Here is a 24,870-nt window from a genome sequence, read left to right as displayed (position 1 = left end):
CAGGGGAAAAGAAAACCCCGGTCACCCGAACCGCGGCTCCGCATGCATCTCCCAGATGATCAGCTCAGCCCCCGCACCCGCCTCCGCCACAACCCCCTCCGCGTCAAGGACCCGCACCGCGTCCCCCGGCCCCAGCGAGTCCCCGCCGATCCCCACCGCACCCCGCACCACGTGCACGTACACCCACGGCGCATCCGGCAAGGCCACCGCCCCCGCCCCCCGGCGGACATGCAGCACCCCATCCGCCCGAACAAGCGCACACACCACCCCGTCGGACACCCCCCGCAGCACCTCGTACGAAGGCTCACCCCCATAGTCCGAAGGCGTGAGCCACATCTGCACGAACCGCAGCGGCTCACCCCCTTCGTTCCGCTCGGAGTGCCGCACTCCGGACCCCGCGCTGAGCCGGGCCAGATCCCCGGGCCGGACGGTCGTCGTACGGCCGGTCGACGAGTCCTCGTGCGTGAGCTCCCCCTCGATCACCCAGGTGACGATCTCGACGTCACGATGCGGATGCGAAGGGAAGCCGGCGCCCGGGGCGAGCCGCTCCTCGTTGCAGGCCGCGAGCGGCCCGAACCGGACGTTGTCGGGGTCGTAGAAGCCGGAGAAGGAGAACGCGTGCCAGGTCTCGATCCCGGCCGCCGGGTCTCCTCCGCGGAAGCGTTGCCCCGCTCGCTGTACGGCGCGTTGCACGTGCGTCATCGGCCTACGGTAGCCCGGCGGCCCCGCACCGGACGCGGATAAGGCAGGCTTGTCCCGTGCCTGAACCTTCCGCTAACACCCCGCATCCACACAGCGCCACCCTGCGCCGCCTGGAGAAGTCGTCAGGAACTCTGGCCGCCGCCGCCATCGCCCGGATGGACGCCCAGCTGCCGTGGTACCGGGCGATGCCCCCGGAGAACCGCTCCTGGATCGGCCTGGTCGCCCAGGCCGGTATCGCGGCCTTCACCGAGTGGTTCCGGCATCCGGAGACCCCGCAGGCGATCAGTACGGACGTCTTCGGCACGGCCCCGCGGGAGCTGACGCGGGCGATCACTTTGCGCCAGACGGTGGAGATGGTCCGCACCACCATCGAGGTCATGGAGTCGGCGATCGACGAGGTGGCCGCACCCGGCGACGAGTCGGTGCTGCGCGAGGCGCTGCTGGTCTACGCGCGGGAGATCGCCTTCGCCACCGCCCAGGTCTACGCGCAGGCCGCCGAGGCGCGCGGCGCGTGGGACGCCCGGCTGGAGTCGCTGGTGGTCAACGCGGTGCTGTCCGGCGAGGCCGACGAGGGCGCGCTGTCGCGGGCGGCCGCGCTCGGCTGGAACTCGCCGGCGCATGTCTCGGTGGTGCTGGGGACCGCGCCGAACGGGGACAGCGAGCTGACAGTGGAGGCCATCCGGCGGGCCTCGCGCCACGCCAAGCTCCAGGTGCTGACGGGCGTGCTCGGGGACCGGCTGGTGGTGATCGCGGGCGGTTCGGACAATCCGCTGCAGACGGCGAAGGCCCTGATCGGACCGTTCGCGGCCGGTCCCGTGGTGGCCGGTCCGGTGGTGTCCGACCTGCTGGCGGCGACGCGTTCCGCGCAGGCCGCCGCGGCGGGTCTGAAGGCGTGCGCGGCGTGGCCGGACGCACCTCGTCCGGTCCTCGCGGACGATCTTCTTCCGGAGCGTGCGATGGCCGGTGACGTCACCGCGCGTGAGCAGTTGGTGGAGGAGATCTACAGACCGCTGGAGGAAGCGGGCTCGGCTCTGCTGGAGACCTTGAGCGTCTATCTGGAACAGGCCAGTAGCCTGGAAGGCGCGGCTCGGATGCTGTTCGTCCACCCGAACACCGTGAGATACCGCCTCCGACGTGTGACGGACGTCACCGGTTGGTCACCCTCTGATGTGCGTTCGGCGTTCACACTGCGCATCGCGCTCATCCTGGGCCGTCTGGCCGACGCGGAGTCGCCGATCTAGCCTTTTGTCGAACATCAACAATTCCCCTGTCGGTTCTTGGTCCCTGTCCCCACGGGTGGCCGAGGCCGTCCACGAGAGAGAGTGTGAGGGTGCTCGTACTCGTCGCTCCCGGCCAGGGCGCTCAGACGCCCGGCTTCCTGACCCCCTGGCTCGACCTCCCTAGCGTCACCGAACGCCTCACGGAGTGGTCGGCCGCCATCGACCTGGACCTGGTCCACTACGGCACGAACGCCGACGCGGACGAGATCCGCGACACCGCGGTGGCCCAGCCGCTGCTGGTGGCCTCCGCGCTGGTCTCCGCGCGGCAGCTCTTCGCGACGGCCGATGACCTCACCCGCCACGTCGGCGCGGCCGCGGGCCACAGCGTCGGCGAGCTCGCCGCCGCCGCCCTGACCGGGGTGCTGACGGAGCGGGCCGCGCTGGAGCTCGTACGCAAGCGGGGCCTGGCCATGGCCGAGGCCGCGGCGGTCACCGAGACCGGCATGGCGGCGCTGCTGGGCGGTGAGCCCGAGGTCGTCCTGCCGCACCTGGAGAAGCTCGGTCTGACCCCGGCGAACGTCAACGGCGCGGGACAGATCGTGGCGGCGGGGACCGCCGAGCAGCTGGCGGCGCTCGCCGAGGACAAGCCCGAGGGCACCCGCCGGGTGGTCGCGCTGAAGGTCGCGGGCGCGTTCCACACGCACCACATGGCCCCGGCCGTGGCGGCGCTGGAGTCCGCCGTGCGGGAGCTGTCCCCGGCCGACCCGCACACCCGCTACGTCTCCAACAAGGACGGTGCGATCGTCGCCTCTGGCGACGACGTCGTGCGCCGGCTGGTCGGCCAGGTGGCCAACCCGGTCCGCTGGGACCTGTGCATGGAGACGTTCAAGGCGCAGGGCGTCACCGCGATGATCGAGCTCGCCCCGGGCGGCACCCTGGTGGGCCTCGCGAAGCGTGCCCTGCCCGGCGTACGGACTCTCGCGCTCAAGACCCCGGACGACCTCGACGCGGCCCGCGCCCTGGTCGCCGAGTACGCCCCCGACGCCGCGACCCCGGCCGAATAAGGAGCCCCGAGAGCATGACCGCGAAGATCAAGCCCAGCAAGGGCGCCCCCTACGCGCGCATCCTCGGTGTGGGCGGCTACCGCCCCACGCGGGTGGTCCCGAACGAGGAGATCCTCAAGCACATCGACTCGTCCGACGAGTGGATCCGCTCCCGGTCGGGCATCGCCACCCGGCACTGGGCGAGCCCGGACGAGACGGTGTCCGCGATGTCGGTCGAGGCGGCCGGCAAGGCCATCGCCGACGCGGGGATCACCCCCGAGCAGATCGGTGGCGTGATCGTCTCGACGGTGTCGCACTTCAAGCAGACCCCGGCGATCGCCACCGAGATCGCGCACAAGATCGGTGCGGGCAGGCCCGCCGCGTTCGACATCTCCGCTGGCTGCGCGGGCTTCGGTTACGGGCTCACGCTGGCCAAGGGCATGGTCGTCGAGGGATCCGCCGAATACGTGCTGGTCATCGGCGTGGAGCGGCTGTCGGACCTGACGGACCTGGAGGACCGCGCGACGGCCTTCCTGTTCGGCGACGGCGCGGGCGCCGTGGTCGTGGGCCCGTCGAAGGAGCCGGCGATCGGCCCGACCGTGTGGGGCTCGGAGGGCGACAAGTCGCACACCATCAAGCAGACCCACGCCTGGGACGTCTACCGCACCACCCCCGTCCCCGGCGGCGCGGGCCCCGAGGTCCGGCTCTCGGCCGACGAGATCCGTTACCCCGCCATCACCCAGGAGGGCCAGGCGGTCTTCCGCTGGGCCGTCTTCGAGATGGCGAAGGTCGCCCAGCAGGCGCTGGACGACGCCGGGGTCAGCCCGGACGACCTGGACGTCTTCATCCCGCACCAGGCCAATATGCGGATCATCGATTCGATGGTGAAGACCCTCAAGCTGCCGGAGACCGTCACGGTGGCCCGCGATGTGGAGACCACGGGCAACACGTCCGCGGCCTCCATTCCGCTGGCCATGGAGCGGCTTCTGGCCACCGGGGCGGCGAAGAGCGGGGACACCGCCCTCGTCATCGGCTTCGGGGCGGGTCTCGTGTACGCAGCGACGGTCGTTACCCTCCCCTAGGCGAGATCCGCGCGGCCCGGCTCAGGCCGTACGCGCGGGACCCGTCGCACCAACTGTTTCCATACCACGCAGTTCCACCGCACAGAACGAAGGAGCGCCGCTATGGCCGCCACCGCGCAGGAGATCCTCGAGGGTCTCGCCGAGATCGTCAACGAGATCGCCGGTATCCCCGTCGAGGACGTCCAGCTGGACAAGTCCTTCACCGACGACCTCGACGTCGACTCGCTGTCCATGGTCGAGGTCGTCGTCGCCGCCGAAGAGCGCTTCGAGGTCAAGATCCCGGACGAGGACGTCAAGAACCTGAAGACGGTGGGCGACGCCGCCGACTACATCCTCAAGCACCAGGCCTGATCCGAGCGCCTGATCTGAGCGTTTGTCGCCACCCCAGCGGTGGCGGTTCCAGCACCTCTAATCGTGGAGACAGAATCCCTGTGAACCCGACCAATCGCACCGTGGTCGTCACCGGTATCGGCGCAACCACACCGCTGGGTGGCGACAGCGCTTCGACCTGGGAAGGCATGCTCGCCGGCCGTTCCGGCGTCAAGCCCCTGGAGGGCGAGCGCTTCGCCGAGCTGCCGGTCCGTATCGCCGCTCGCGCGGCCGTGGACCCCGAAGACGTACTTCCCCGTCCGCTCACCCGCAAGCTGGACCGGTCGGCGCAGCTCGCGCTGATCGCGGCCCGTGAGGCGTGGGCCGACGCGGGCTACACCGCCAAGGCGGGCGAGGACCCCGCCATCACGCCCGAGCGCCTCGGCACGGTCATCGCCTCCGGCATCGGCGGCGTGACCACCCTGCTCGACCAGTACGACGTGCTCAAGGACAAGGGCGTACGCCGTGTCTCCCCGCACACCGTGCCGATGCTGATGCCCAACAGCCCGTCCGCCAACGTCGGCCTGGAGGTGGGCGCCCAGGCGGGTGTGCACACCCCGGTCAGCGCCTGCGCGTCCGGCGCCGAGGCGATCGGCTACGCCGTCGAGATGATCCGCACCGGCCGTGCCGATGTGGTCGTCGCCGGCGGTACCGAGGCGGCCATCCACCCGCTGCCCATCGTGGCCTTCGCCAACATGATGGCGATGTCGAAGAACAACGACCAGCCGGAGAAGGCGTCCCGCCCGTACGACAAGGACCGGGACGGTTTCGTCCTCGGTGAGGGCGCCGGCGTCGTCATCCTGGAGTCGGCCGAGCACGCCGCCGCGCGCGGTGCCCGGGTCTACTGCGAGGTGCTGGGCCAGGGTCTGTCCGCGGACAGCCACCACATCGCGCAGCCGGAGCCGACCGGCCGCGGCATCGCCGCCGCCCTGCGGAACCTCCTGGACTCCACCGACCTCAAGCCGTCGGAGGTCGTGCACCTCAACGCGCACGCCACCTCCACCCCGCAGGGCGACGCGGCCGAGATCAAGGCGCTGCGCCAGATCCTCGGCGACGACCTCGACCACGTCGCGGTCTCCGCGACCAAGTCGATGACCGGTCACCTGCTGGGCGGCGCCGGAGGCATCGAGACGGTCGCGACCGTCCTCGCCCTGTACCACCGGATGGCTCCTCCGACGATCAACGTCGACGAGCTGGACGAGGACATCGACGCGGACATCGTGCGCGAGGCCCGTCCGCTCCCCGAGGGCTCCATCGCCGCGATCAACAACTCCTTCGGATTCGGCGGCCACAACGTGGTGCTCGCCTTCCGTTCGGTCTGATCCCGCTTTCGCGCGGACGTCGGCCTTCACGATCCCGAGCGGGTCGTGAAGGCCGACGCTTTTGCGTGAGCGGCGCAGATCATAGCCAGGGGACGGAACCCCTGGAACGCTTTGCCCCTCCACAAGGGCGGAAACAGACGGTCATGTCCTTCGGGGCAGTAGCAGGAATGTCCGGAGCGACGTGATGACGCAAGCGAACAACGGGACCTACCAGTCCCAGGGGCACCTCCGTGCACGCCGCGCGAAACGATGGACCATCGTGGTGGCGTCCATAGCCGTGCTCGGGCTGATAACCGCCGGCGTGCTCAACTACCTCAAGATCGGCCCGTTCTCCGACAAGGGGGCGCCCGTCAGCTTCGGCCAGGACCAGGCGGCCGGCAGCGGCGGCGGTCAGGCCGGCGGGGCGAACGGCGCACCGGCCCCGGACTCCAAGGTCCTGATGCCGACCGGGCCCGCCGCCGACTTCAAGAACTCCGAAACCCTCGGCGACGGCACGCACATCGCCGTCACCACGCTGGAGGGCAAGAAGTCCGGCTTCACGGGCAAGGTGTGGGTCTGGGCGCCCAAGGAGTACAAGGACCCGAAGTTCGACAAGCACGGCTTCCCGGTCCTGATCGCACTGCCCGGTGGCCCCGGTTTCCCGAACAACTACTGGATGGGCACCAACCTCAAGCTCCAGTCGTCCATCTCCAAGTGGTACGCCGAGGGCAAGAGCAAGCCGTTCCTGCTGGCCATGCCGATCCTGAACCCCAAGAACAACGGCACCTACTGGGACGGCAGCGACATACCGAACCAGCCGAAGATGGGCACCTGGCTCACCGAGGACGTCCCGGACCTGATGAAGGCCAACTTCCGCACGATCAAGTCGCGCGACGGCTGGGCGTTCATGGGCTCCTCCTCCGGCGGCTTCGCCGGCATGAAGGCCGTCCTGAAGCACCCGGACAAGTTCAAGGCCGCGATAGCCTCCGGCCCGGACTTCTTCCCCGACTCCCCGCTGTGGAAGGGCCACGACAAGGAGCGGGACGAGAACGACCCCAAGCTGCTGGCCAAGGACCTGATCGCCCGCAAGGGCCCCGACGTCTACATCGCCTTCCAGTACGGCACGCGGGAGGACCCCATCACCATCAGCGGGGTCAAGAACTTCGTGGCGCAGTACGGGAACGGCCCCGTGCACACCATGGTCAAGGAGATACCGGGCGGCAAGCACGACGCCGCCACGTACGTCCCGAGCATGGGCCAGGGCCCGATCCAGTTCATCAGCGAGCAGTTGTCGGACCCGGTACCGGCGTCCTGAGCGACCGGGGCCCCTCGCTCAGTCGTCGAAGCTGGCGAAGTACGAGGCGGCCATGTCCTCCCGCCCGTGGCCGCGCTCGGCGGCCCGGCGGAAGCGCTCGGCGCCCGCGGCCGCCACGTCCAGGCGCACCCCGGCCCGCTCCCCCGCCGCGACGATCAGCCGGGCGTCCTTCTCGGCCGTGGCGGTGGCGAAGCTCGGCGGGCTGAAGTCGCCGCCGAGGATGAGCCCCGCCTTGGCCCGCAGATAGCCCATGTCCAGCGGTCCGCCCTCGACGGCGTCCAGGAACCCGGCCGGGTCCACGCCGAGCCCCTTGGCGAGCGCGAGCGCCTCGGCGGTGCCGTGGGTGACGGTGAGCACCCAGCTGTTGATGACGAGCTTGAGCCGGGTGGCGGCCCCACCGGCCGCCTCGTAGGCCACCCAGACCGTACGCCCGCCGATCGCGTCGAACACGGGCGTGAGAGTGGCGCGCACCCCTTCGGGCCCGGCGGCGAGGACGGTGAGCTTCCCCTCCTCGGCCGGCTGCTTCGTCCCCAGCACGGGCGCGTCGACGAGTACGAGGTCGTGCTCGCGGGCGAAGTCGGCGAGATCGTCGAACCCGTCGAGCCCCGCGGTGGTCGACTGCACCCAGACGGTCCCGGCCCGCAGCCCCGGCAGGGCGTCCCGCATCACGTCCAGGGCGGCGGGCCCGTCGTACAGCATGGTGAGCACGACATCGGCGCCCTCGACGGCGTCGGCGGGGCTGTCGGCGACCCGCACACCGTCACCGGCGAGCGGCTCGGCCTTCTCACGACTGCGGTTCCAGGCCCGTACGTCCAGCCCGGCACGAGCGAGATTACGGGCCATGGGGAAGCCCATGATGCCGGTGCCGAGGACGGCTACCGAGGGAGTGTGTTCGGACATGGTCCGACGCTAGACACTGGAGCGCACTTCAACGCAAGAGCGCGCCGGGGAGCCGAATGCAGCCCGTCTGGGGGCACCTCCCAGCGGTAGCTGGGGGAGCTTGAGGACCGGGGCCCGGGGCGGAGCCCCGACACATACCGCGCCCTCACACCACCTGATGCAGCCAACGAACAGGCGCACCCTCACCCGCATAGCGAAACGGCTCCAGCTCGTCATCCCAAGGCTTGCCCAGCAGCTTGGCGAGCTCGGCCTCCAGCACCGTCTCCCCCCGCCCCGCCCGCGCCAGCGCCGCCCGAAGCCGGTCCTCCGGAATGAGGATGTCCCCGTGGATGCCGGTCACCGCGTGGAAGATCCCCAGCTCGGGCGTGGAGCTGTACCGCTCGCCCTCCGCCGTGGAGCACGGCTCGGCCGTGACCTCGAAGCGCAGCAAGTGCCACCCGCGCAGCGCGGACGCGAGCTTGGACGCCGTGCCGGGCTCGCCCTGCCAGGAGAATTCCGCACGCCACGTGCCGGGCGAGGCGGGTTGTCGGATCCAGTCGAGCGTGACGCGCACACCGAGCACGCCCGCGACGGCCCATTCGACGTGCGGGCACAGCGCGCGCGGCGCGGAGTGCACGTAGAGAACTCCACGTGTCGTCACCGGGACCTCCAGTGCGGTTCGAGGTTCGCCTTCCCCAGCGGCCTCGCACCTGTACCGGTCCCGCCTGGGACAGCAGTAGACATTCTGCCCCAATGGCCACGCCCGCACCAGCTCGCGAGGTTACCAACAGTAAACACCATCGGGAGCAAATCTCCTGAAAAGGGACAGGATGTGACGTGTTGTCTTTTCTTCGGCAGTGCCGGAGTGCGAACCGTTGCGGGCCCGACCCGACCGACCCGGAGAAAAAGCTACCGTGCGGCGGCACCCCTCCGGTGACGTACCGTCGGACCCGAACAGATATCACCCGGCCGGATGGGGGAATTCGATGCGGGGCAACGCACAACACACGGTTCGCGGGGCCGTCCGGGTCGCCGTGGCCCTGGCCACGGCGGCTTCGGCGGCCCTGTTCGTGACGGGCTGTGACAACAGCGGAAGCGGTGCCACGGCCGCGAAACCCAGCCACGGCGCCGTCGCCCCCTCACCCTCCCCCACCCCCGCGTGGAACCCCCGCCCGGCCTCGATCGCCTCCCTCGGCGACTCCATCACCCGCGGCTTCGACGCCTGCTCGGTCCTCGCCGACTGCCCCGAGGTCTCCTGGGCCACCGGCACCAAGGTCGACAGCCTCGCCCGCCGACTGCTGGCCTCCCCCCAGACCAGCAGCTGGAACTACGCCCGGACCGGCGCCCGGATGGCGGACCTCCCGGACCAGATGCGCTCGGCGATCGCCCACAAGCCGCAGTTGGTCACCGTCCTGCTCGGCGCCAACGACGCGTGCCGCACGGACGTGGCGCACATGACCCCGGTCGACCGCTTCCGTACGGACTTCGAGACGTCCGTCAAGGAACTGCGCACGTCCCTGCCCAAGTCCCAGATCTACGTGGCCGGCATCCCGGACCTGAAGCGGCTGTGGTCGCAGGGACGGACGAACAGCTACGCCAAGACGGTCTGGAAGATGGGCATCTGCCCGTCCATGCTCCGTGACTCCGACGCCGTGGACGCGGCCTCCGAGGACCGGCGCGCGCAGGTCGACAAGCGGGTCGGGGAGTACAACGCCGTACTGAAGGACGTCTGTCGGCGGGACAAGCTCTGCCGCTACGACGCCTCGGTCAACTCCTTCGGCTTCACCGGCGAGCAGCTGAGCAAGTGGGACTGGTTCCACCCCAGCAAGACCGGCCAGCGGGACCTCGCCGAGATGGCCTACCGGGAGATCACTGCCGCGCGGCCGTCCGCCGCCTGAGCGGCGGCAGCGGTAAGGACGAGGGAGGGGCGGGGCCTGTCAGGTGGCCCCGCCCCGGTCTCGTGGGTCCGTCGCCGGCTCCCGGACCGCCGCCGCGTCGAGTCGTACGGGCGCGGTCAGCCGGCCGTCGGCTATGCGGCGGCCGACCTCGGCGGTGTACGTACCCGGGACGCCCCGCCAGGAGGCGGCGGACTCGTCCCATACGGCGAAGGCGCGGGGGTCCAAGGCGATGACCGCCTCGGCCGTCTCGCCCGGCTCCGCCTCCACGGAGGCGAAACCGGCCAGCCGACGGGCCGGACGCTCGATCCCGCCGCCGTGAGGAGCGGCGAGATAGAGCTGGACCACCTCGCGGCCGAACCGCGCCCCGGTGTTGCGGACGCGGACCGTGGCCCGAACATCAGTACCCTCGCTCCGGATGTCCAGTGCCTCGTACGACCAGTCGGTGTAGCCCAAGCCATGGCCAAAGGCGTAAGCCGGGACCGCCCGCGCCTTCTCCCAGGCACGGTATCCGATGAACACACCTTCCTCATAAGCAAGTTCACCCTCACGTGGGTCAACTTTCGTCACCGGGGCATCCGCGAGACGGGCCGGCCAGGTGGTAGGGAGCCGTCCGCCGGGTTCGGCCACCCCGAGCAGCACGTCCGCGAGCGCGGCCCCCGCCTCCTGCCCCGGGAACCAGCCGAGCAGCACGGCGGCCACATCCCGGCGCCACGGCATCTCCACCGGGCCACCGGAATTCACGACGACCACGGTGCGCGGGTTCACGGCGGCCACACGGGCGACGAGCTCGTCCTGACGGCCGGGCAGGGCCAGGGTGGTGCGGTCGAAGCCCTCGCTCTCGACGCGCTCGGTGGTGGCGACAACCACGACGGCGGCCTCGCAGGAGGCGGCGACGCCCACGGCCTCCTCGATCAGTTCGCCGGGGTCGCGCTCGGGTTCGCGGTGCAGGAGGGAGAAGGCGACGGCGTCGATGGGCAAGTCGGTGGGTTTCGGCAGGGTGTGGGTGAGGCTGACGGTGACGGGCCTGCCCGCGTCGAGGGCGACGGTGCCGCGCGCGACGGGCGAGCCGAGGAACGCCTCGAAGGGGTCGGCGTGGTCGGGGGCCTGCTCGCCGACGAAGAGGACCCGCCCGTCCACGACCAGCCGGAACCCTCCCACGCCCTGCGTCCCGAAGGCGTGCGGCCCGCTCTCGCGGGGAGTGAAGGTGCCGGTGATCTCGACGGTGTGCAGGGCGGCGTGGTCGACACCGTCGGGAAAGTCGCCGACCCACTGGACGGAGCCGCCGGGCATGGGCTGCTCGCCGCCGAGCGTGCGGCCCGCGGCGTCCCGGCAGACGGCGCGGAGCGTGAAGCCGGTACGGGCGGGAACGAGTTCCGCGGTGGGGTCGGCGCCGACGGCGTAGGTGAGGACGTCCTCGGGGAGGGCGGCCCGTAGCCCGTCGAGCGGTGAGATCACCCGGGCGGGAAACACCTGCGCGGAGCCGCCGCCGAGGATACGGGCGTCCCGGGCGGCACCGCCGAGGAGGGCGAGGCGGGTGAGGCGGGCGGGGTCGAGGGGAAGGGCGCTGTCGACGTTCCGTACGAGCGTGAAGGACCGCACGGCGATCTCACGGGCGAGGGCCTCGCCGTCGACGTGCGGCGGCACCCGCTCCACGACGGGCGGGGTTCCGTCGAGCGCGCCGACCCGTGCGGCGAGCAGCAGGACCCTGCGCACGGCGGCGTCGACGGCGGCCTCGGGAACGCCACCCCTTCTGACGGCTTCCGCGAGGGCGGCCCCGTAGACGCCGCGCGGCCCCGGCATCGCGATGTCCAGGCCGCCGAGGAGGGCGCGGGCGGTGTCACGGGCGGCGAGCCAGTCGGAGACGACGACGCCGTCGAAGCCCCACTCGGCGCGCAGGACGCCGTTGAGCAGGCGGTCGTGCTCGGTCATGGTGACGCCGTTGACCTGGTTGTAGGCGGCCATGACGGCCCAGGGCCGGCCGCTCTCGACGATGGCCTCGAAGGGGGCCAGGTAGAGCTCGCGGAGGGCGCGTTCGGGGATGGCGTTGTCGACGGTGAAACGGTCGGTCTCGGCGTCGTTGCCGACGAAGTGCTTCACGGTCGCGGCGACCCCGCCGTCCTGGACGCCCTCTACGTACGCGCTGCCGATGCGCCCCGTGAGGTACGGGTCCTCGCTGTACGCCTCGAAGTGCCGCCCGCCGAGCGGCGACCGGTGGAGGTTGACCGTGGGCGCGAGCAGCACGTGCACGCCCTTGCGGCGCGCCTCCTGCGCGAGAACCCACCCCGCGCGCCGGGCGAGCGCGGGGTCCCAGGTGGCGGCGAGGGCCGTGGGGCTGGGGAGGGTGAGGGACGGGTCGTCGGGGGTCCAGCGGGTGCCTCGGACGCCGACGGGCCCGTCGGACATGACGATCGACCGTAGCCCGATGGCGGGTAAGGCGGGGAGGGACCACATGTCCTGGCCGGACAGCAGCCGGGCCTTGGTGTCGAGGTCGAGGGCTGCGAGGGCGGTCTCGACGGCACGGTGGCGGGAGCGGTTGCCGTCCGGCGTGCTCGGCATGCGGTCCTCCTTGGGCGGACGCCGTTTGGGCGGTGGCCTTGCCCAGGGCGAAGGCCGCTATCGGCTGTCGCGCGCGGAACGCCACTCGGGTGCGAGGACCGACCAGATCTCCGTGTCCTGCCGTACGCCCCGGTAAAGGCTGTTCTCGCGCATGACTCCGTCGCGGCTCATGCCGAGGCGCTTGGCCACGTTGATGCTCGGAGTGTTCTCGGAGGCCACCAGCCACTCCACCCGGTGCATTCCGCGTACCTCGACCGCCCAGTCGACGATCACGCGTACCGCGCGGGTGACCAGACCCCGTCCGGCGGCCGTCGGCTCCAGCCAGCAACCGGCCTCGCAGTTTCCCTCGGCCGCGTCGAAGACCCTGAAGAGGACGCCGCCGACGAGGAGCCCGTCCAGCCAGATGCCGTAGAGCCGGCCGGTGTCGGCGGCGGCCTTGTCGGCGTACGACTGGAGCCAGCGCCGCGCGGAGTCGAGATCGGCCGCGACGTCGGGGAGCCCCACGTACTGGCCGATGTACTCGCGGCCGCGGTCCATGTGGGCGAGGAACTCCTCGGCCTGCCACGGCTCCAGCGGCCGCAGCTCGGCTCCGTCACCCAGCGATATCGCGAACATTTCCCGTCCTCCACAGTGGCCGTGCTCGATCCCTGGATCCTCGCACGGCCATCTGCGCTTCCGGCGTTCAGGCCGGAGGAGGGCTCACATAGTTCCAGGAGTGGTCCGGGAAATTCCCGCAGGGCCACTGGATGACCCTCTCGCCCTGCACCTTGCTCCCACCGGCGACGGCCAGACACTGGCCGCTGTTGCGGTTCTTCAGCCGCATGCCGAGGTTGGTGTACTCGACGTTCCAGTAGTGATCGTTCCAGTCGCCGCAGGGCCACTGGATGACCTGCGTACCGGCCTCCTTGCTACCGCCCGGGAGTGCCAGGCACTGCCCGCCGTTGCCGCTCACTACGTGGTAGGAGTCGTTGCCGGCGGGCTCGATGCGCCAGTAGTGGTCGTTCCACTTCCCGCAGGGCCACTGGATCAGCCCGGTGCCGGGCTGCGTGCTGCCACCGGGGACGGCGAGGCATTGGCCGCTGTTGGCGTTCTGGATCCAGTTGAAGAGGCCGAGGGTGCGCTTGGCGGCTGTGTCCCCGGAGGGGGCGCTCATGGCGGACGCGCCGGTCACTCCTGTGAGACCGAGCAACAGTGTGGTCGCGGCGGCGAGGATTCCGGGCATGCGGAAGCGCGACTTCATGTGTCCTCTTCTCGTCGCTGACGGTTCGCTGCGCGTTGCGGTTCGTTGCGGGGCGCACGTTATTACGCGGGGCGCGTGGGAGTACAGATGGGGTGCGTGGCTGTGCGTGAAGTTGGCGGGAAGAGGTCTCCGTACGGCTGGACGGGGCCGTGCCCGCGGCGGTAGGGGTCAGAGGAGGTGATCGGCTCTGCCGGCCTTGACGCTGCTGAGCAGTGGCAACGCTCCGGTGGGGCAGGAGAATTCGGCTCTGCCGCCCATCCCTTTCGTCTCGCGCCTGCGGCGCAAAGCCGCACCCGGCAGAGCCGAATTCACTGCCCCACCGGCCATAGCCGCCCCACCACCCACCAGACGTCACATGTGGCCGTAAGTCAGCTGTCCCACCGACACACCCCACCCCTATCCTCCTGCGTGATCGACGGCAGACCGGCATACCTCGTTCCGGAACGGCGGCGGCACGCGGTCGTCCGCCGCTCCGACCCAAGGAGAAAGGCCAGCGACAGCCATGGCGCGTTCACCCCAGCACACCCGCATGCGGCGCACCGCCCTCGCGGCAGGCGTGTTCATCGCCTTGACCACGTCCGTCGGCACCGTGACCACCGCATCCGCGCAGACCTCGGCCGAGCCCGCCGCGACGGCGGCTCCGGCCGACTGTCCGAAGTACTACTTCTGCGGCTACTGGGAAGCCAACTTCAAGCGCTTGGCGTTCAAGTTCAAGGACTGCTACGTCCAGGAGATCCCGAACGGCCTGAACAGCGGCGGCTCCTGGTACAACAACCAGTCCGCGGGCACCAAGGCGAAGATGCTCAACAAGCAGCGGGTCGTCATCTACACCACCCCGGGCGCGCCCTCCTCGGACGCGCACGGCAACTGGGCCCCTGTCTGGTACATCGACGCCTGCTGATCGTCCGCAGCACCCTTGGGCCTGATGCCACCTGGCATCAGGCCCCGCCCCCGCCCTACTCCGCGCTGTCCTGCGGCGACCTCAACCCGACCGTCACGATGCCGTCCCAGTCCGTCAGCTCCTCGACCAGGGGATACGCCGGGCCTTTTCCCTCCAGGCTCAGGACGACGCCCGCCTCCTTGCACCGGCCCTTCTCGCGGGTCTCCGGTGCGGGGTCCGGTTCGATGTGGACGTCCGTGACACGGAAGCCGCGCTTCGTGCACAGTTCCAGGACGCGGCCCAGCAGGCCCCTGCGGGTCCGGTAGGACAGGCGCAGTTCGACGCGGTCGCCGGGCACCATGGCCATGCGCCGGGTGATGATGGGGAAGCCGCGGACGACCAGGAAGTGGACGAGTGTCGCGGCCGCGCCCAGCAGGGGCAGGCCGCCGCCGCACGCCATGCCGACCGCGCAGGTCAGCCAGATCGTGGCCGCGGTCGTCAGGCCGCGGACCGCGTCGCGGCGTACGAAGATGAGGCCGCCGCCGATGAAACCGATGCCGGAGACGATCTGCGCGGCCACCCGGGAGGGGTCCTGCTGGGCGTCGGCCAGGCCGCCCACCGCGTGGAAGCCGTGGATCGAGACCTCCATGAACAGTGCGCTGCCCACGCCCACCAGGGTGTGCGTACGCAATCCGGCGCTCTTCTGCTGCAACTCGCGTTCCAGGCCGACCAGCGAGGAGAGCAGCAACGCTATGGCCAACTCGGCGAACTGACGGGCTCCTTGGCCGCTCCCCGGATCGAACAGTGGGGCGGCGACGTACTCGGCTATTCGCATGCGCCAATTGTGGCCTGAAATCTACTGTCAGCAAGGGCAGTTGGCGGCCCCCTACCGCCCATGCCCGCACAGTGGTTTCCTTCCGGCTCATGAGACTCATGAAACCGGCTGAAAGATTCTGGATATCCTTCGGCGCATCGCTTCTCGCGGGCGCCGCCCTGTTCCCCGCGCCCGCCTGGGCCGGCCCCGCCGCGTCGGCCACCCCGCCCACCGCCGGGAAGTCCGCCGGTGCGCCCACCGACCCCACCGTCGAGGAGCAGCGCCTCTCCGGCCCCGTACCCGGCGAGATCCTGCGGCGCAGCGGTTTCGACGACGTCGCCCCCGGTTTCGCCGGTGCCCTGGCCCGTACGCGGACCGTGCCGCAGGCCGAGCGGCTGGCCGCCGCCGAGGGGCGGCGGCTGTGGCGGCGGGCCGTGGACCGGGCGCAGGGCCGGGGGCCCGACGGCGGGGACCTGAGCCGGGACGACGACCGTCCGCTGTACTGGGCGCGGCTGGGCATGACGCGTGCGGTACGGGAGTGGAAGCCCGAATTCGGCCTGTCCGAAAGGCAGCGGGCCGCGCTGATCGCGGCGGTCGAGCGGTCCTCGCGCGGCCAGGACACCATCGAGCTGCCCGCCGGGCAGCGGGTGAAGCGGGTGCTGATCACCGGCTTCGATCCGTTCCAGCTCGACGCCGACGCCCGGCGGTCGAACCCGTCCGGCGCGGCCGCGCTCGCGCTCGACGGTACGACCGTCGAGACGCCCGCCGGGCCGGCGCGCGTGGAGGCCGCCGTGTTCCCCGTGCGCTGGGACGACTTCGCGGAGGGGACCGTGGAGCGGACGCTGCTGCCGCACTTCCGTCCCGGGCCGCGCCGCGTCGATCTCTTCACCACCATCAGCCAGGGGCGCCCGGGCCGTTTCGACGTCGAGCGCACCAATGGCGCCTGGCGCGGCGGCTACCCGGACAACGCGCGGGTCTCCCGCACGGCGACCGTGCCCGTGCCGCCCGGTGTCCCCACCGTCCACCCGCAGCCGCAGTGGACGTCGACCACCCTCCCGTACACCGCGATCACCTCCGCGCGGACGGGCCCGTATCCCGTCCGCGACAACACGGCCGTCACCGAGATCCCGGCGGGTGGCACGGAGCCCGTGGACCGGGCGGACGGGCCGACGCCCGGTTCGACGGCCCGTGAGGGCGGCGGGGGCGACTACCTCTCCAATGAGATCGCCTACCGCGCGACGCTCCTGCGGGACGCGGTGCGCGCGCCGGTGCCGGGCGGTCATCTGCACACGCCGGTGCTGGAGTTCGGCGCCGGCAACGCCGATCCGGCGACGGGCGGGGTCAGCGACCCGGAGTTCGTACGGAACCGGCTGGCGATCACCGCGCAGGTGCGGTCGGTCATCGCGGTGGCCGTGGAGAGCGGTCGGCGGTCATGATGGCCGCATGATCATCTCAGCAGCGCAGTTCACCGCCCGGCCGTGCGACGTGGAGGCCAACGCCGCCCGCATGGCCGGGTTCGTCACCGAGGCCGGCGAGCGGGGCGTCTCGCTCGTCGTCTTCGCCGAGCTCGCCCTCACGGGCTATGAGCTCGACGCGGTCGTCGCCGACCAGGACCGCCTGACCACCGCCCCCGACGACCCCCGGCTGGCGCCCGTCCGGGACGCCTGCCGGGCGGCGGGCGTCGCGGCGGTGGTCAACTGCGCGGGGCGTACGGAGGCGGGGCCGGCGATCAGCTCTTACGTGTACGGGCCGGACGGCGCCCTGCTCACGCGCTACGACAAGCGGCACGTGACGGAGACGGAGCTGGCCGCCGGGTTCGTGGCGGGCACGGAGGACGGCCGGTTCACCCTCGACGGCGTCCGCTTCGGGCTCGCCATCTGCTTCGACGCGCACTTCCCGGAGCTCACGGCGCGGGCCGCCGCCGACGGCTGCCGGGTGCTGCTGGCGAGCTCGCTCTACGGGCGGGGCGGCGGCGCGGCGGAGCGCATGGCGATCTTCCCGGCGCTGGCGAAGGACCACGGGCTGCATGTGCTGCTCGCCAACCATGTGGGGCCGTCCGGCCCGTACGACGCCTGTGGTCTGAGCGCGATATGGGGGCCGGACGGCGCGGTCCTGGCGGAAGGCGCGGAGGCGGAGGCCGGGCTGACGCCGGCCGGCGTCGTCAGCTGACGGTGGCCCCGCCGTCCTCCGCGGGCTGCCGGTCGGGCTCCGCCTCGCCCGTCAGGTCCCGTACGAGCAGCGTCGCGCCCGCGACGGCTCCGGGCATGACGAGCACCGCGACGAACGGCACCAGGAAGAGCAGGGTGAGCGGCACGCCGAAGCCCAGTGCGAGCAGCTTGCGGGAGCGCAGCATCCGCAGCCGCTCGCGCAGCGGGACGCCGCGGCGCTGGAGGGCGACGGCGGTGAGCTCCTCGGTGAGGAAGAAGCCGGAGATGCAGAAGCCGATCGCGGGGATGACGGTCTGCCCGACAACGGGTACGAAGCCGAGCGCGAAGAGGAGGACGCCCCAGAGGGCCACGCGGCACAGCACGGCGAGGCTCTCGCGGGCGGAGATCCACAGTTCGCGCCAGAGCGGCAGTCCGGACTCGGGGGCGGTACCGCCCTCGGAGAGGTCGACCCGTTCGGACAGTTCCTCGTAGAAGGGCTGGCCGACGAGCAGGGTGACGGCGGTGAAGGAGATGAGGGCGAGCAGCAGGCCGCCGCCGAAGAGGAGCGTGGTCAGCACGGCGCGGAAGATGCCGAGCCAGGGCGAGCCCCAGTCGTCGGCGAAGGGCGTGGCCCACTTGATGACGTCGTCCGCGCCTATGACGAGGGCGACCAGGGCGGCGGCGTAGCCGACGAGGGTGAGCAGTCCGGGGAGCAGTCCGAAGCCCCATTGCCGCCGGTTCCGCCCCACCCAGCGTTGGCCTTTGGCCAGGTAGGTCATGCCCGCCATGAGATCTCGCATGGCTGGAAGGGTAGCGTCGGCCGGCCGGGGTGCGGTCGCGGGTCCGCGCGCTGCGCGGCCCCGCGACCCGCTCCTGGGGGCGCCGTCAGTTGACGGTGAGGGTGACCTCGATGTTGCCGCGGGTGGCGTTGGAGTACGGGCAGACCTGGTGGGCCTTCTCGACGAGGGAGAGGGCGGTGTCCTGGTCGACGTTCGGGATGGTCGCCGAGAGGGCGACCTTGAGGCCGAAGCCGCCGTTGGGAAGCTTGCCCAGGCCGACCTCGGCCGTCACGGTCGAGCCGGAGATGTCGGCCTTCTCCTGGCGGGCGACGACACCGAGGGCGCCCTGGAAGCAGGCGCTGTAGCCGGCGGCGAAGAGCTGCTCGGGGTTGGTGCCGGCGCCGCTGCCGCCGAGCTCCTTCGGCGGGTTGACGACGACGTCGAGCTTGCCGTCGTCGCTGGCGACGCGGCCGTCACGGCCGTTCTCGGCGGTGGCGACGGCGGTGTAGAGGACCTCTATGGGCTGTATCGACATGCGAATTCCTTGGGGTGTCGAGGAGGTACGGAGTGGACTGGTGACGGGCGGCGGGCGGGGCGGAGCCCACTACGGCGGAGGGACCGGCCCCGCACCAGCGCGGGCCCGGGGCCGGGGCCGGGCCGGCGGCCCGGATGTCGAGCGCCGGCCGCGAGGCCGTCACGCGTCGAGGGAGACGATCATCTTTCCGGTGTTCTCGCCGCGGAGCATGCCGAGGAACGCGTCGAGGGCGTGGTCGATGCCCTGCACGGCGGTCTCGCGGTACTTCAGCTCGCCCGAGCGGATCCAGGCGCCGACCTCCTGCACGAACTGCTGCTGGAGGTGGCGGTGGTCGGCGACGAGCATGCCCTGGATGCGCAGCCGCTTGCCGATCACGGAGGTGAGGTTGCGCGGGGCGGGGCTGGGCTCGGTCGCGTTGTACTGCGCGATCATGCCGCAGACGGTGACCCGGCCGTGCACGTTGAGGGAGTCGATGGCGGCTTCGAGGTGGTCGCCGCCGACGTTGTCGAAGTAGACGTCGATGCCGTCGGGGGCGGCCTCCCGCAGCTGCTCGATGACGGGCGCCTTCTTGTAGTTGAAGGCGGCGTCGAAGCCGTACTCCTCGACCAGGAGCTTGACCTTCTCGTCGGAGCCCGCGCTGCCGATGACGCGCGAGGCGCCCTTGAGCTTGGCGATCTGGCCGACCTGGCTGCCGACCGCGCCGGCCGCGCCGGAGACGAAGACGGCGTCGCCCTCCTTGAAGGAGGCGACCTCCAGCAGACCGGCGTAGGCGGTCAGGCCCGGCATGCCGAGCACGCCGAGGTAGGTCGACAGCGGGGCGACGGCCTGGTCGACCTTGACGGCGCCCTTGGCGTCGAGCAGCGCGTACTCGCGCCAGCCGAGGCCGTGCAGGACGTGGTCGCCGGGCTGGAAGGCGTCGGAGCGGGAGGAGACGACCTCGCCGACGGCGCCGCCGAGCATGGGCTGGTCGAGCTCGTACGGCGGGAGGTAGGACTTGGCGTCGTTCATCCGGCCGCGCATGTACGGGTCGACCGACAGGTGGATGTTGCGCACCAGGATCTGATCCGCGCCGGGCTCGGGGATCTCCGTCTCGCGCAGCGCGAAGTCCTCGGGCTTCGGCCAGCCGTGCGGGCGGGCGACGAGATGCCATTCACGGCCGGTGGTGGGCGTCACGGACATGGAACGCGGCCTCCTAAAGGTACAGAAAGGTTCAGCAACTGAAACAACCATGCGCCTCGATATTTCATGTTGTCAAGCAACCGGGTAACCTGAAGGCATGGTCCCTCGAACCGATGCTCTGACCCGCGAAGTGGTCGACCTCATCGCGAATGTCGTGTCGCGCTATCACGAGGAGTACGAGGAGGCTGCCGCCAAGCACTCCCTCACCGGAGCCCAGGCGAAGGTGCTGGCCCTGCTGACGCTGGAGCCGATGCCGATGCGCCGGATCGCCCAGCAGCTCAAGTGCGAGCCGTCCAATGTCACCGGCATCGTCGACCGCCTGGAGGCCCGTGGCCTGGTCGAACGCCGCCCGGACGCCGACGACCGCCGCGTGAAGCTCGCGGCGGCCACGACGGACGGCAGGCTCACCGCGGCCCGGCTGCGGGAGTCACTGGGCTTCGCGCGCGAGCCGCTGGCGGGGCTGTCCGCGCAGGAGCGGACGGTGCTGCGCGATCTTCTGCGGCGAATGCTGGGGGATTAGCCCGTCCGGCGCACCCGCCGGCGCACCCACCGGCTCACGCCGGGAGCCTCAGCCCCGCCGCCGTGACCACCGTGCCCAGCCGCGGCATGTCCAGCGTCACCGACGCCCGGTGCTCCTCCGCGGTCAGGGCGCTCATCGCGTCCTCCACGAAGACCAGCTCGTAACCGTGGTCGGCGGCGGCGCGGGCGGTCGACTCCACGCCCAGGTTGGTGGCGATGCCGCCGAGCACGAGCGTCCGTACGCCGCGCTCCCGCAGCCGGGCGTCCAGGTCGGTGCCGTGGAACGCGCCGACGGTCCGCTTGACGATCTCGATGTCGCCCGGCTCGGCGACCCCGGCGAGCAGTCCGCTGCCCGGCGGCTGCTCCGCCGGGCCCGGCCGCTCCACCCGCACGACGACGACCGGCGCGCCCGCCTTGCGGAAGGCCCGCGCCAACTCACCGGCCGTACGGACCACTTCGTCGCCACCGCGCGGCGCGAGGGGCAGCGCGACGATGCGCTCCATGAGGTCGATCAGTACCAGGGCGGTGCGCTGCGGGTCGATTTCCGTCATGACCCGACCGTATCGGGCGCGCCCGGGGCGTGGGAGGCGCGTGGGCCGCCGCGTGGCTGCCGGGAGGTAAAGCTTGCGCGACGGAACGACACGCCCGCTCCGGGCAGTTGGGCCGTGCCGCGGTACGCGATGGGGTGCGGGTGACGGCTGTCCGGTTCCTGTCCTCGCCGCGCCGGGCGTACCGGGCGTGCGCGACGATGGCCCGCATGACTCCAGCGCACCGGCCCGAACCCGAATCCGCTCCCGGCCCCGCCTCCGGCTTCGGGCCGTCGTGGTTCCAGCTCGTCCTGCTGCGGCGGATGGCCGACCACCACCCCGGGCTGGTCGAGGACGCCCTGCGCGAGCTGGGCGTCGACCGGGCGGAGATGCGGGAGGCCAACCGCCGCTGGCAGGCCATGCTGCACTCGTCCCGGCGCCGCGGGGGCCTGGCGCGCTACCGCTCGGTCCTGGGGCCGCCGGGGACCACCGGCGAGCGCCGCGTCGGTGACCTGACCTTCGAGGCTGCGGCCTGGCGGCTGCCGCTCTGGCCGGATCTGCGGTTCGAGGTGCTGGCCGCGCCCGGCGGCGCGGTCTGGAACGAATGGCTGGTCCGGGCGCCCGGCGCCGCCGCCCCCGCGCTGCGTACGGTCGAGGATCTGCGGCCCTGGTCGTGCACGGTCGACGAGGTGGCGCGCGCCTTCGCGCCGGCCCGGCCGATGGAGGGGACGGCGCCCACCCGCTGGCGGCTGGCGTTCACGGCCCCCGACGCGGACGGGGCGCGGGGCGCGTATGTGGCGGAGTTCACGTGGGGGCTGTTCCAGCGCCTGCTTTCCCGGGACCCCTCCCCCTGACGGGGTCGACCGGGCGCGCGTCTCCTCCTTTGGGCGGAGGCGGACTGGCCGTTTACCCGAAGCGGCGGCCCCGGCCGCGTCCCTAGCGTGGGCAGCGCTTCCTGCCCTCCCCGGACGGATACCGATGTCCCGTACGCGCCACTTCTCCGCACTCGCCCTCCTGCTCCTGCCCGCCGCCCTGACGGCCGCCGTGGCGGCCGCCCTGCTGGCCGGCTGCTCGCTGGGCGGCAACGGCAGCTCGGTGGCCAGTGGCACGCCCGCCTCGGCCGAGGAGCCGTACCGGCTCTCCATCCCCTCCATCGGCGTCGACAGCGCCCTGCTGCGCATGGGCAGTGCCGGAGACAAGACCGCGCAGGTGCCGCCGCCGGAGAAGGGCACGACGGCGGGCTGGTACACCGGCGGCGCCAAGCCGGGCATGCCCGGCGCGGCCGTCATCATCGGTCACGACGACAGCCGCGACGACAAGGCCGTCTTCCACGACCTGGCCGAGCTGGAGAAGGGCTCCGTCATCGACATCAAGCGCGGTGACGGCAAGGTCCTGCACTTCGCGGTGACGGAGACGGAGCAGGTCGACAAGAGCGCGTTCCCGACGCGCAAGGTCTACGGACCGACGTCGGAGCGGGCGCTGCGCCTGGTCACGTGCGCGGGCGAGCCGGGCGAGGCGGGGCACCCGCCGCGAAGCCTGATCGTCTACGCGACGCTGCGGAAGTGACCGGGAACGACGAGGCCGGGGGCGATGCCGCGCCCCCGGCCCTGATGCGTCGCGCGAGCCGACCGGTCAGACGAGCTCGGCGGTCAGCGTGATCGTGGTGCCGGTGAGCGCCTGACTGACCGGGCAGTTCTTCTTGGCGTCCTCGGCGGCCGCGGCGAAGCCGTCGGCGTCCAGGCCGGGCACCTGGGCGCGGACGGTGAGGTGGATGCCGGTGATGCCCTCACCCGGCTGGAAGGTGACCTCCGCCTTGGTCTCCAGGCGGGTGGGCGGCGTGCCGGCGCCGGTCAGGCCGTGCGAGAGCGCCATGGAGTAGCAGCTGGAGTGGGCGCCCGCGATCAGCTCCTCGGGGCTGGTCTTGCCGTTGGCCTGCTCGGCGCGGGCCGGCCAGGAGACGGGGTAGTCCCCGATGCCCGACGAGTCGAAGGTGACGGTGCCGCTGCCCTTGAGCAGTTCGCCTTCCCAGACGGTGTGCGCGGTGCGGGTCGTGGCCACGATGGCATCCCTCCACTGAAAGAAATGGTTCATATGAAGATCGGGGGCGGTGTGCGTACCGCCCCCGATCATCGGTCGGTCGTGGCGCCGGGTCCGGTTCCGACACGCTCGGCGCGGGTCAGGCCGAGGGCGAGTTCCAGGCCACGAGCGCGGGTCGCCCGTGTTCGGTGCCGATCCGGCTGACAGTAGCGGTGTCGAGCCGGAAGAGGGCACCGGCCGTGGGCGGCAGTCCGAGTCTGCGGGCCGTCAGCACCCGCAGGAAGTGGGCGTGCGCGACGAGCACCACGTCCGGGCCGTCCGCTTCGCGCAGCCACGGTGCGATCCGGGCCAGCACCCGGTCGGCGCGGGCGCCGACCTGTGCGGCCGTCTCCCCCGGGTGCCCTTCCGGCCCGGGTACGACTCCGTCGTCCCACAGATACCAGTCGGGGCGGGTGCGGTGGATCTCGGCGGTGGCTATGCCCTCATAGCCGCCGTAGTCCCATTCCCGCAGGTCCGGGTCGGTCTCCGGGCCCAGCCCGGCCAGCTCGGCGGTGCGCAGCGCGCGCTTCAGCGGGCTGGCCAGCACATGGCCGATCAGGCGGTCCGCAAGGAGCGGCCGCAGCGCTTCCGCCTGCTGCTCACCTTGCTCGGTGAGGGGGATGTCGGTGAGTCCCGTGTGGCGCCCGGTGCGGCTCCATTCGGTCTCGCCGTGCCGGATCAGCAGCAGCTCACTCACCGGCGGGCTTCTCCGCGCCCTGGTCCCCGGCCTGCGCCTTGGCCTGCTCCTCGGCCACGGACGCCCGTACCTCGTCCATATCCAGGGCACGCGCCTGCTTGATGACGTCCTCCAGCGCGGGCTCGGGGAGCGCGCCGGGCTGGGCGAACACCGCGATGTTGTCCCGCACGATCATCAGCGTCGGAATCGACTGGATCTGGAAGGCGGCGGCGAGCTCGGGCTGCGCCTCGGTGTCGACCTTGGCGAAGACGAGGTCCTCGTGGCGCTCGGCGGCGCCCTCGTACACCGGCGCGAACTGCCGGCAGGGCCCGCACCACTCGGCCCAGAAGTCGATGAGCACGAACCCGCTGCCGGAGACGATCTCGTCGAAGTTGTCCTTGGTGAGCTCCACCGTGCTGCTGCTCATTGTTCGGCTCCTGCTTCCGGTCGTACGGTCGAGTGGCCCAGCAGCGCCAACAGGGCGCCGCCGGGCCGTATTCCTTGCGTACCGGCAGCCTGCCCCACATACGAAGACAAAACGCCCCGCCTGGAAAAAGCCCAGGCGGGGCGTTGTAAGACCAGGTCGCAACGTTTCTGCACCTGTGCCGGGAGTGGGGCGGGTGGGACTCGAACCCACGGCCGACGGATTATGAGTCCGCTGCTCTAACCGGCTGAGCTACCGCCCCGTTCACGGCGCGTCGCGCACATCTGTGCGCGCCGTCTGCCGCAGCATAGCCGCTCATACGATCTGCTGCCCCTGAGGGTCCGCATTGCGTGACCGACCTGCCCATGAGGACTTCGATCACGGCGGGATGGTTCCCTCCGGACCCGAGCCGGGCACGAAAAAAGGGCCCCTCGCGGGACCCTTCCTCGTCTTGCTCCTCCGACTGGACTCGAACCAGTAACCTGCCGGTTAACAGCCGGCTGCTCTGCCAATTGAGCTACAGAGGATCGCGCTCCCCCGACTGGACTCGAACCAGTAACCTGCCGATTAACAGTCGGCTGCTCTGCCAATTGAGCTACAGGGGATTGCTGCTGTGCCTCGAATGCGCTGTCGTCCGGTCTCCCGGGCGGCGTGCCCTCGCTGCGACACATACATTAGCGCAAGCAGGGGGGTGCTCCGCCAATCGGTA

General features: G+C 71.4%; 27 protein-coding genes and 3 tRNA genes. 13 read left to right on the top strand and 17 right to left on the bottom strand.

Annotated elements, in window-relative coordinates; all coding sequences use genetic code 11:
- Positions 1-21: 21 nt before the first annotated feature.
- Positions 22-702, bottom strand: coding sequence for a pirin family protein (locus tag ACZ303_RS06055; RefSeq protein WP_467335476.1), 681 nt, complete (start codon positions 700-702; stop codon positions 22-24).
- Positions 703-758: 56 nt separating this feature from the next.
- On the opposite strand from ACZ303_RS06055, the gene ACZ303_RS06050 reads away from it, so the two are divergent.
- The 6 genes from ACZ303_RS06050 (at position 759) to ACZ303_RS06025 (ending at position 7,032) form a co-directional block, all read left to right on the top strand.
- Complete coding sequence (locus tag ACZ303_RS06050; protein WP_467335474.1) at positions 759-1,943, top strand: PucR family transcriptional regulator; 1,185 nt, start codon at positions 759-761, stop codon at positions 1,941-1,943.
- 89 nt (positions 1,944-2,032) lie between these two features.
- On the top strand, positions 2,033-2,986 hold the full coding sequence (locus ACZ303_RS06045; protein WP_467335473.1) for an ACP S-malonyltransferase: 954 nt from the start codon (positions 2,033-2,035) through the stop codon (positions 2,984-2,986).
- 14 nt (positions 2,987-3,000) lie between these two features.
- A complete protein-coding gene (locus ACZ303_RS06040; RefSeq protein WP_467335472.1) occupies positions 3,001-4,047 on the top strand; it encodes a beta-ketoacyl-ACP synthase 3 in 1,047 nt (348 codons plus the stop codon).
- 102 nt (positions 4,048-4,149) lie between these two features.
- Positions 4,150-4,398: an acyl carrier protein gene (locus ACZ303_RS06035; RefSeq protein WP_467335470.1), complete on the top strand. Its 249-nt coding sequence runs from the start codon at positions 4,150-4,152 to the stop codon at positions 4,396-4,398.
- 80 nt (positions 4,399-4,478) lie between these two features.
- A complete protein-coding gene (gene fabF, locus ACZ303_RS06030) occupies positions 4,479-5,738 on the top strand; it encodes a beta-ketoacyl-ACP synthase II (protein WP_467335469.1) in 1,260 nt (419 codons plus the stop codon).
- Positions 5,739-5,922: 184 nt separating this feature from the next.
- Entirely contained in the window at positions 5,923-7,032 is a 1,110-nt protein-coding gene (locus ACZ303_RS06025) for an alpha/beta hydrolase (RefSeq protein ID WP_467335468.1), read from the top strand.
- Between the two features lie 18 nt (positions 7,033-7,050).
- Here ACZ303_RS06025 and ACZ303_RS06020 read toward each other — a convergent pair whose 3' ends face one another.
- Positions 7,051-7,932, bottom strand: a complete 882-nt coding sequence (locus tag ACZ303_RS06020; RefSeq protein ID WP_467335467.1) for an NAD(P)-dependent oxidoreductase — start codon at positions 7,930-7,932, stop codon at positions 7,051-7,053.
- 145 nt (positions 7,933-8,077) lie between these two features.
- On the bottom strand, positions 8,078-8,572 hold the full coding sequence (locus ACZ303_RS06015; RefSeq protein ID WP_467335466.1) for a DUF3145 domain-containing protein: 495 nt from the start codon (positions 8,570-8,572) through the stop codon (positions 8,078-8,080).
- A 325-nt stretch (positions 8,573-8,897) separates the two neighbouring features.
- Between ACZ303_RS06015 and ACZ303_RS06010 the strand changes: the two genes are divergently transcribed.
- Positions 8,898-9,809: an SGNH/GDSL hydrolase family protein gene (locus ACZ303_RS06010; RefSeq protein ID WP_467335465.1), complete on the top strand. Its 912-nt coding sequence runs from the start codon at positions 8,898-8,900 to the stop codon at positions 9,807-9,809.
- Between the two features lie 39 nt (positions 9,810-9,848).
- Here the strand turns inward: ACZ303_RS06010 and ACZ303_RS06005 are convergent, their stop codons facing one another.
- The 3 genes from ACZ303_RS06005 to ACZ303_RS05995 all read right to left on the bottom strand — a co-directional run bounded on the left by ACZ303_RS06005 (position 9,849) and on the right by ACZ303_RS05995 (position 13,605).
- The gene (locus ACZ303_RS06005; RefSeq protein ID WP_467335464.1) at positions 9,849-12,365 is read right to left on the bottom strand and encodes a glycoside hydrolase family 3 protein; all 2,517 of its coding nucleotides are present in this window, start codon (positions 12,363-12,365) and stop codon (positions 9,849-9,851) included.
- A 57-nt stretch (positions 12,366-12,422) separates the two neighbouring features.
- Complete coding sequence (locus ACZ303_RS06000; protein ID WP_467335462.1) at positions 12,423-12,980, bottom strand: GNAT family N-acetyltransferase; 558 nt, start codon at positions 12,978-12,980, stop codon at positions 12,423-12,425.
- A gap of 67 nt (positions 12,981-13,047) precedes the next feature.
- Complete coding sequence (locus ACZ303_RS05995; protein ID WP_467335461.1) at positions 13,048-13,605, bottom strand: RICIN domain-containing protein; 558 nt, start codon at positions 13,603-13,605, stop codon at positions 13,048-13,050.
- Between the two features lie 502 nt (positions 13,606-14,107).
- Between ACZ303_RS05995 and ACZ303_RS05990 the strand changes: the two genes are divergently transcribed.
- On the top strand, positions 14,108-14,506 hold the full coding sequence (locus tag ACZ303_RS05990) for a hypothetical protein (protein ID WP_467335460.1): 399 nt from the start codon (positions 14,108-14,110) through the stop codon (positions 14,504-14,506).
- 55 nt (positions 14,507-14,561) lie between these two features.
- On the opposite strand, the gene ACZ303_RS05985 is transcribed toward ACZ303_RS05990, so the two are convergent.
- Positions 14,562-15,320 (bottom strand): MgtC/SapB family protein, encoded by a 759-nt coding sequence (locus ACZ303_RS05985; protein WP_467335459.1) that lies wholly within the window; start codon positions 15,318-15,320, stop codon positions 14,562-14,564.
- 98 nt (positions 15,321-15,418) lie between these two features.
- Here ACZ303_RS05985 and ACZ303_RS05980 point away from each other — a divergent pair, with 98 nt between their 5' ends.
- Together ACZ303_RS05980 and ACZ303_RS05975 are read left to right on the top strand one after the other, a co-directional pair.
- On the top strand, positions 15,419-16,735 hold the full coding sequence (locus ACZ303_RS05980) for a pyroglutamyl peptidase (protein WP_467335817.1): 1,317 nt from the start codon (positions 15,419-15,421) through the stop codon (positions 16,733-16,735).
- Positions 16,736-16,742: 7 nt separating this feature from the next.
- Positions 16,743-17,468 (top strand): carbon-nitrogen hydrolase family protein, encoded by a 726-nt coding sequence (locus ACZ303_RS05975; RefSeq protein ID WP_467335458.1) that lies wholly within the window; start codon positions 16,743-16,745, stop codon positions 17,466-17,468.
- On the opposite strand, the gene ACZ303_RS05970 is transcribed toward ACZ303_RS05975, so the two are convergent.
- The 3 genes from ACZ303_RS05970 to ACZ303_RS05960 form a co-directional block, all read right to left on the bottom strand.
- A complete protein-coding gene (locus tag ACZ303_RS05970) occupies positions 17,461-18,246 on the bottom strand; it encodes an EI24 domain-containing protein (RefSeq protein WP_467335457.1) in 786 nt (261 codons plus the stop codon). The genes ACZ303_RS05975 and ACZ303_RS05970 overlap by 8 nt on opposite strands.
- Positions 18,247-18,331: 85 nt before the next feature.
- Positions 18,332-18,760 carry an organic hydroperoxide resistance protein gene (locus ACZ303_RS05965; RefSeq protein WP_467335455.1) on the bottom strand — a complete coding sequence of 143 codons (429 nt, stop codon included), beginning with the start codon at positions 18,758-18,760 and terminating at the stop codon, positions 18,332-18,334.
- A 159-nt stretch (positions 18,761-18,919) separates the two neighbouring features.
- Positions 18,920-19,939: an NADP-dependent oxidoreductase gene (locus ACZ303_RS05960; protein ID WP_467335453.1), complete on the bottom strand. Its 1,020-nt coding sequence runs from the start codon at positions 19,937-19,939 to the stop codon at positions 18,920-18,922.
- Positions 19,940-20,036: 97 nt separating this feature from the next.
- On the opposite strand from ACZ303_RS05960, the gene ACZ303_RS05955 reads away from it, so the two are divergent.
- A complete protein-coding gene (locus ACZ303_RS05955; protein WP_467335452.1) occupies positions 20,037-20,459 on the top strand; it encodes a MarR family winged helix-turn-helix transcriptional regulator in 423 nt (140 codons plus the stop codon).
- A 34-nt stretch (positions 20,460-20,493) separates the two neighbouring features.
- Here ACZ303_RS05955 and ACZ303_RS05950 read toward each other — a convergent pair whose 3' ends face one another.
- Positions 20,494-21,009 (bottom strand): isochorismatase family protein, encoded by a 516-nt coding sequence (locus tag ACZ303_RS05950; RefSeq protein WP_467335450.1) that lies wholly within the window; start codon positions 21,007-21,009, stop codon positions 20,494-20,496.
- Positions 21,010-21,215: 206 nt separating this feature from the next.
- On the opposite strand from ACZ303_RS05950, the gene ACZ303_RS05945 reads away from it, so the two are divergent.
- Both ACZ303_RS05945 and ACZ303_RS05940 read left to right on the top strand, forming a co-directional pair.
- The gene (locus ACZ303_RS05945) at positions 21,216-21,839 is read left to right on the top strand and encodes a hypothetical protein (protein ID WP_467335448.1); all 624 of its coding nucleotides are present in this window, start codon (positions 21,216-21,218) and stop codon (positions 21,837-21,839) included.
- Between the two features lie 124 nt (positions 21,840-21,963).
- Positions 21,964-22,551, top strand: coding sequence for a sortase domain-containing protein (locus ACZ303_RS05940; RefSeq protein WP_467335446.1), 588 nt, complete (start codon positions 21,964-21,966; stop codon positions 22,549-22,551).
- A gap of 66 nt (positions 22,552-22,617) precedes the next feature.
- Here the strand turns inward: ACZ303_RS05940 and ACZ303_RS05935 are convergent, their stop codons facing one another.
- The 6 genes from ACZ303_RS05935 to ACZ303_RS05910 all read right to left on the bottom strand — a co-directional run bounded on the left by ACZ303_RS05935 (position 22,618) and on the right by ACZ303_RS05910 (position 24,766).
- Positions 22,618-23,043, bottom strand: a complete 426-nt coding sequence (locus tag ACZ303_RS05935; protein ID WP_467335444.1) for an OsmC family protein — start codon at positions 23,041-23,043, stop codon at positions 22,618-22,620.
- A 118-nt stretch (positions 23,044-23,161) separates the two neighbouring features.
- Complete coding sequence (locus tag ACZ303_RS05930) at positions 23,162-23,758, bottom strand: histidine phosphatase family protein (protein WP_467335442.1); 597 nt, start codon at positions 23,756-23,758, stop codon at positions 23,162-23,164.
- Positions 23,751-24,164 (bottom strand): thioredoxin, encoded by a 414-nt coding sequence (gene trxA / locus ACZ303_RS05925; protein WP_467335440.1) that lies wholly within the window; start codon positions 24,162-24,164, stop codon positions 23,751-23,753. Before trxA ends, ACZ303_RS05930 begins: the two co-directional genes overlap by 8 nt.
- A 185-nt stretch (positions 24,165-24,349) precedes the next feature.
- Positions 24,350-24,423, bottom strand: a tRNA-Ile gene (locus ACZ303_RS05920).
- Between the two features lie 192 nt (positions 24,424-24,615).
- Positions 24,616-24,688, bottom strand: a tRNA-Asn gene (locus ACZ303_RS05915).
- 5 nt (positions 24,689-24,693) lie between these two features.
- A tRNA-Asn gene (locus ACZ303_RS05910) sits at positions 24,694-24,766 on the bottom strand.
- Positions 24,767-24,870 lie beyond the last annotated feature (104 nt).

It is taken from the genome of Streptomyces sp. NPDC023527 (genome assembly GCF_055560115.1).
The sequence above is the reverse complement of the archived record's forward strand: the minus strand, read 5'-3'. Positions and strand labels throughout refer to the sequence as shown.

What these genes read in the sequence shown, in the direction of transcription:
- ACZ303_RS06055 (WP_467335476.1), bottom strand. Translation starts at nt 702, where the DNA reads ATGACGCACGTGCAACGCGCCGTACAGCGAGCGGGGCAACGCTTCCGC.
- ACZ303_RS06040 (WP_467335472.1), top strand. Translation starts at nt 3,001, where the DNA reads ATGACCGCGAAGATCAAGCCCAGCAAGGGCGCCCCCTACGCGCGCATC.
- ACZ303_RS06035 (WP_467335470.1), top strand. Translation starts at nt 4,150, where the DNA reads ATGGCCGCCACCGCGCAGGAGATCCTCGAGGGTCTCGCCGAGATCGTC.
- ACZ303_RS06025 (WP_467335468.1), top strand. Translation starts at nt 5,923, where the DNA reads ATGACGCAAGCGAACAACGGGACCTACCAGTCCCAGGGGCACCTCCGT.
- ACZ303_RS06020 (WP_467335467.1), bottom strand. Translation starts at nt 7,932, where the DNA reads ATGTCCGAACACACTCCCTCGGTAGCCGTCCTCGGCACCGGCATCATG.
- ACZ303_RS06010 (WP_467335465.1), top strand. Translation starts at nt 8,898, where the DNA reads ATGCGGGGCAACGCACAACACACGGTTCGCGGGGCCGTCCGGGTCGCC.
- ACZ303_RS06005 (WP_467335464.1), bottom strand. Translation starts at nt 12,365, where the DNA reads ATGCCGAGCACGCCGGACGGCAACCGCTCCCGCCACCGTGCCGTCGAG.
- ACZ303_RS06000 (WP_467335462.1), bottom strand. Translation starts at nt 12,980, where the DNA reads ATGTTCGCGATATCGCTGGGTGACGGAGCCGAGCTGCGGCCGCTGGAG.
- ACZ303_RS05995 (WP_467335461.1), bottom strand. Translation starts at nt 13,605, where the DNA reads ATGAAGTCGCGCTTCCGCATGCCCGGAATCCTCGCCGCCGCGACCACA.
- ACZ303_RS05990 (WP_467335460.1), top strand. Translation starts at nt 14,108, where the DNA reads ATGGCGCGTTCACCCCAGCACACCCGCATGCGGCGCACCGCCCTCGCG.
- ACZ303_RS05985 (WP_467335459.1), bottom strand. Translation starts at nt 15,320, where the DNA reads ATGCGAATAGCCGAGTACGTCGCCGCCCCACTGTTCGATCCGGGGAGC.
- ACZ303_RS05980 (WP_467335817.1), top strand. Translation starts at nt 15,419, where the DNA reads ATGAAACCGGCTGAAAGATTCTGGATATCCTTCGGCGCATCGCTTCTC.
- ACZ303_RS05975 (WP_467335458.1), top strand. Translation starts at nt 16,743, where the DNA reads ATGATCATCTCAGCAGCGCAGTTCACCGCCCGGCCGTGCGACGTGGAG.
- ACZ303_RS05970 (WP_467335457.1), bottom strand. Translation starts at nt 18,246, where the DNA reads ATGCGAGATCTCATGGCGGGCATGACCTACCTGGCCAAAGGCCAACGC.
- ACZ303_RS05965 (WP_467335455.1), bottom strand. Translation starts at nt 18,760, where the DNA reads ATGTCGATACAGCCCATAGAGGTCCTCTACACCGCCGTCGCCACCGCC.
- ACZ303_RS05960 (WP_467335453.1), bottom strand. Translation starts at nt 19,939, where the DNA reads ATGTCCGTGACGCCCACCACCGGCCGTGAATGGCATCTCGTCGCCCGC.
- ACZ303_RS05955 (WP_467335452.1), top strand. Translation starts at nt 20,037, where the DNA reads ATGGTCCCTCGAACCGATGCTCTGACCCGCGAAGTGGTCGACCTCATC.
- ACZ303_RS05950 (WP_467335450.1), bottom strand. Translation starts at nt 21,009, where the DNA reads ATGACGGAAATCGACCCGCAGCGCACCGCCCTGGTACTGATCGACCTC.
- ACZ303_RS05945 (WP_467335448.1), top strand. Translation starts at nt 21,216, where the DNA reads ATGACTCCAGCGCACCGGCCCGAACCCGAATCCGCTCCCGGCCCCGCC.
- ACZ303_RS05940 (WP_467335446.1), top strand. Translation starts at nt 21,964, where the DNA reads ATGTCCCGTACGCGCCACTTCTCCGCACTCGCCCTCCTGCTCCTGCCC.
- trxA (WP_467335440.1), bottom strand. Translation starts at nt 24,164, where the DNA reads ATGAGCAGCAGCACGGTGGAGCTCACCAAGGACAACTTCGACGAGATC.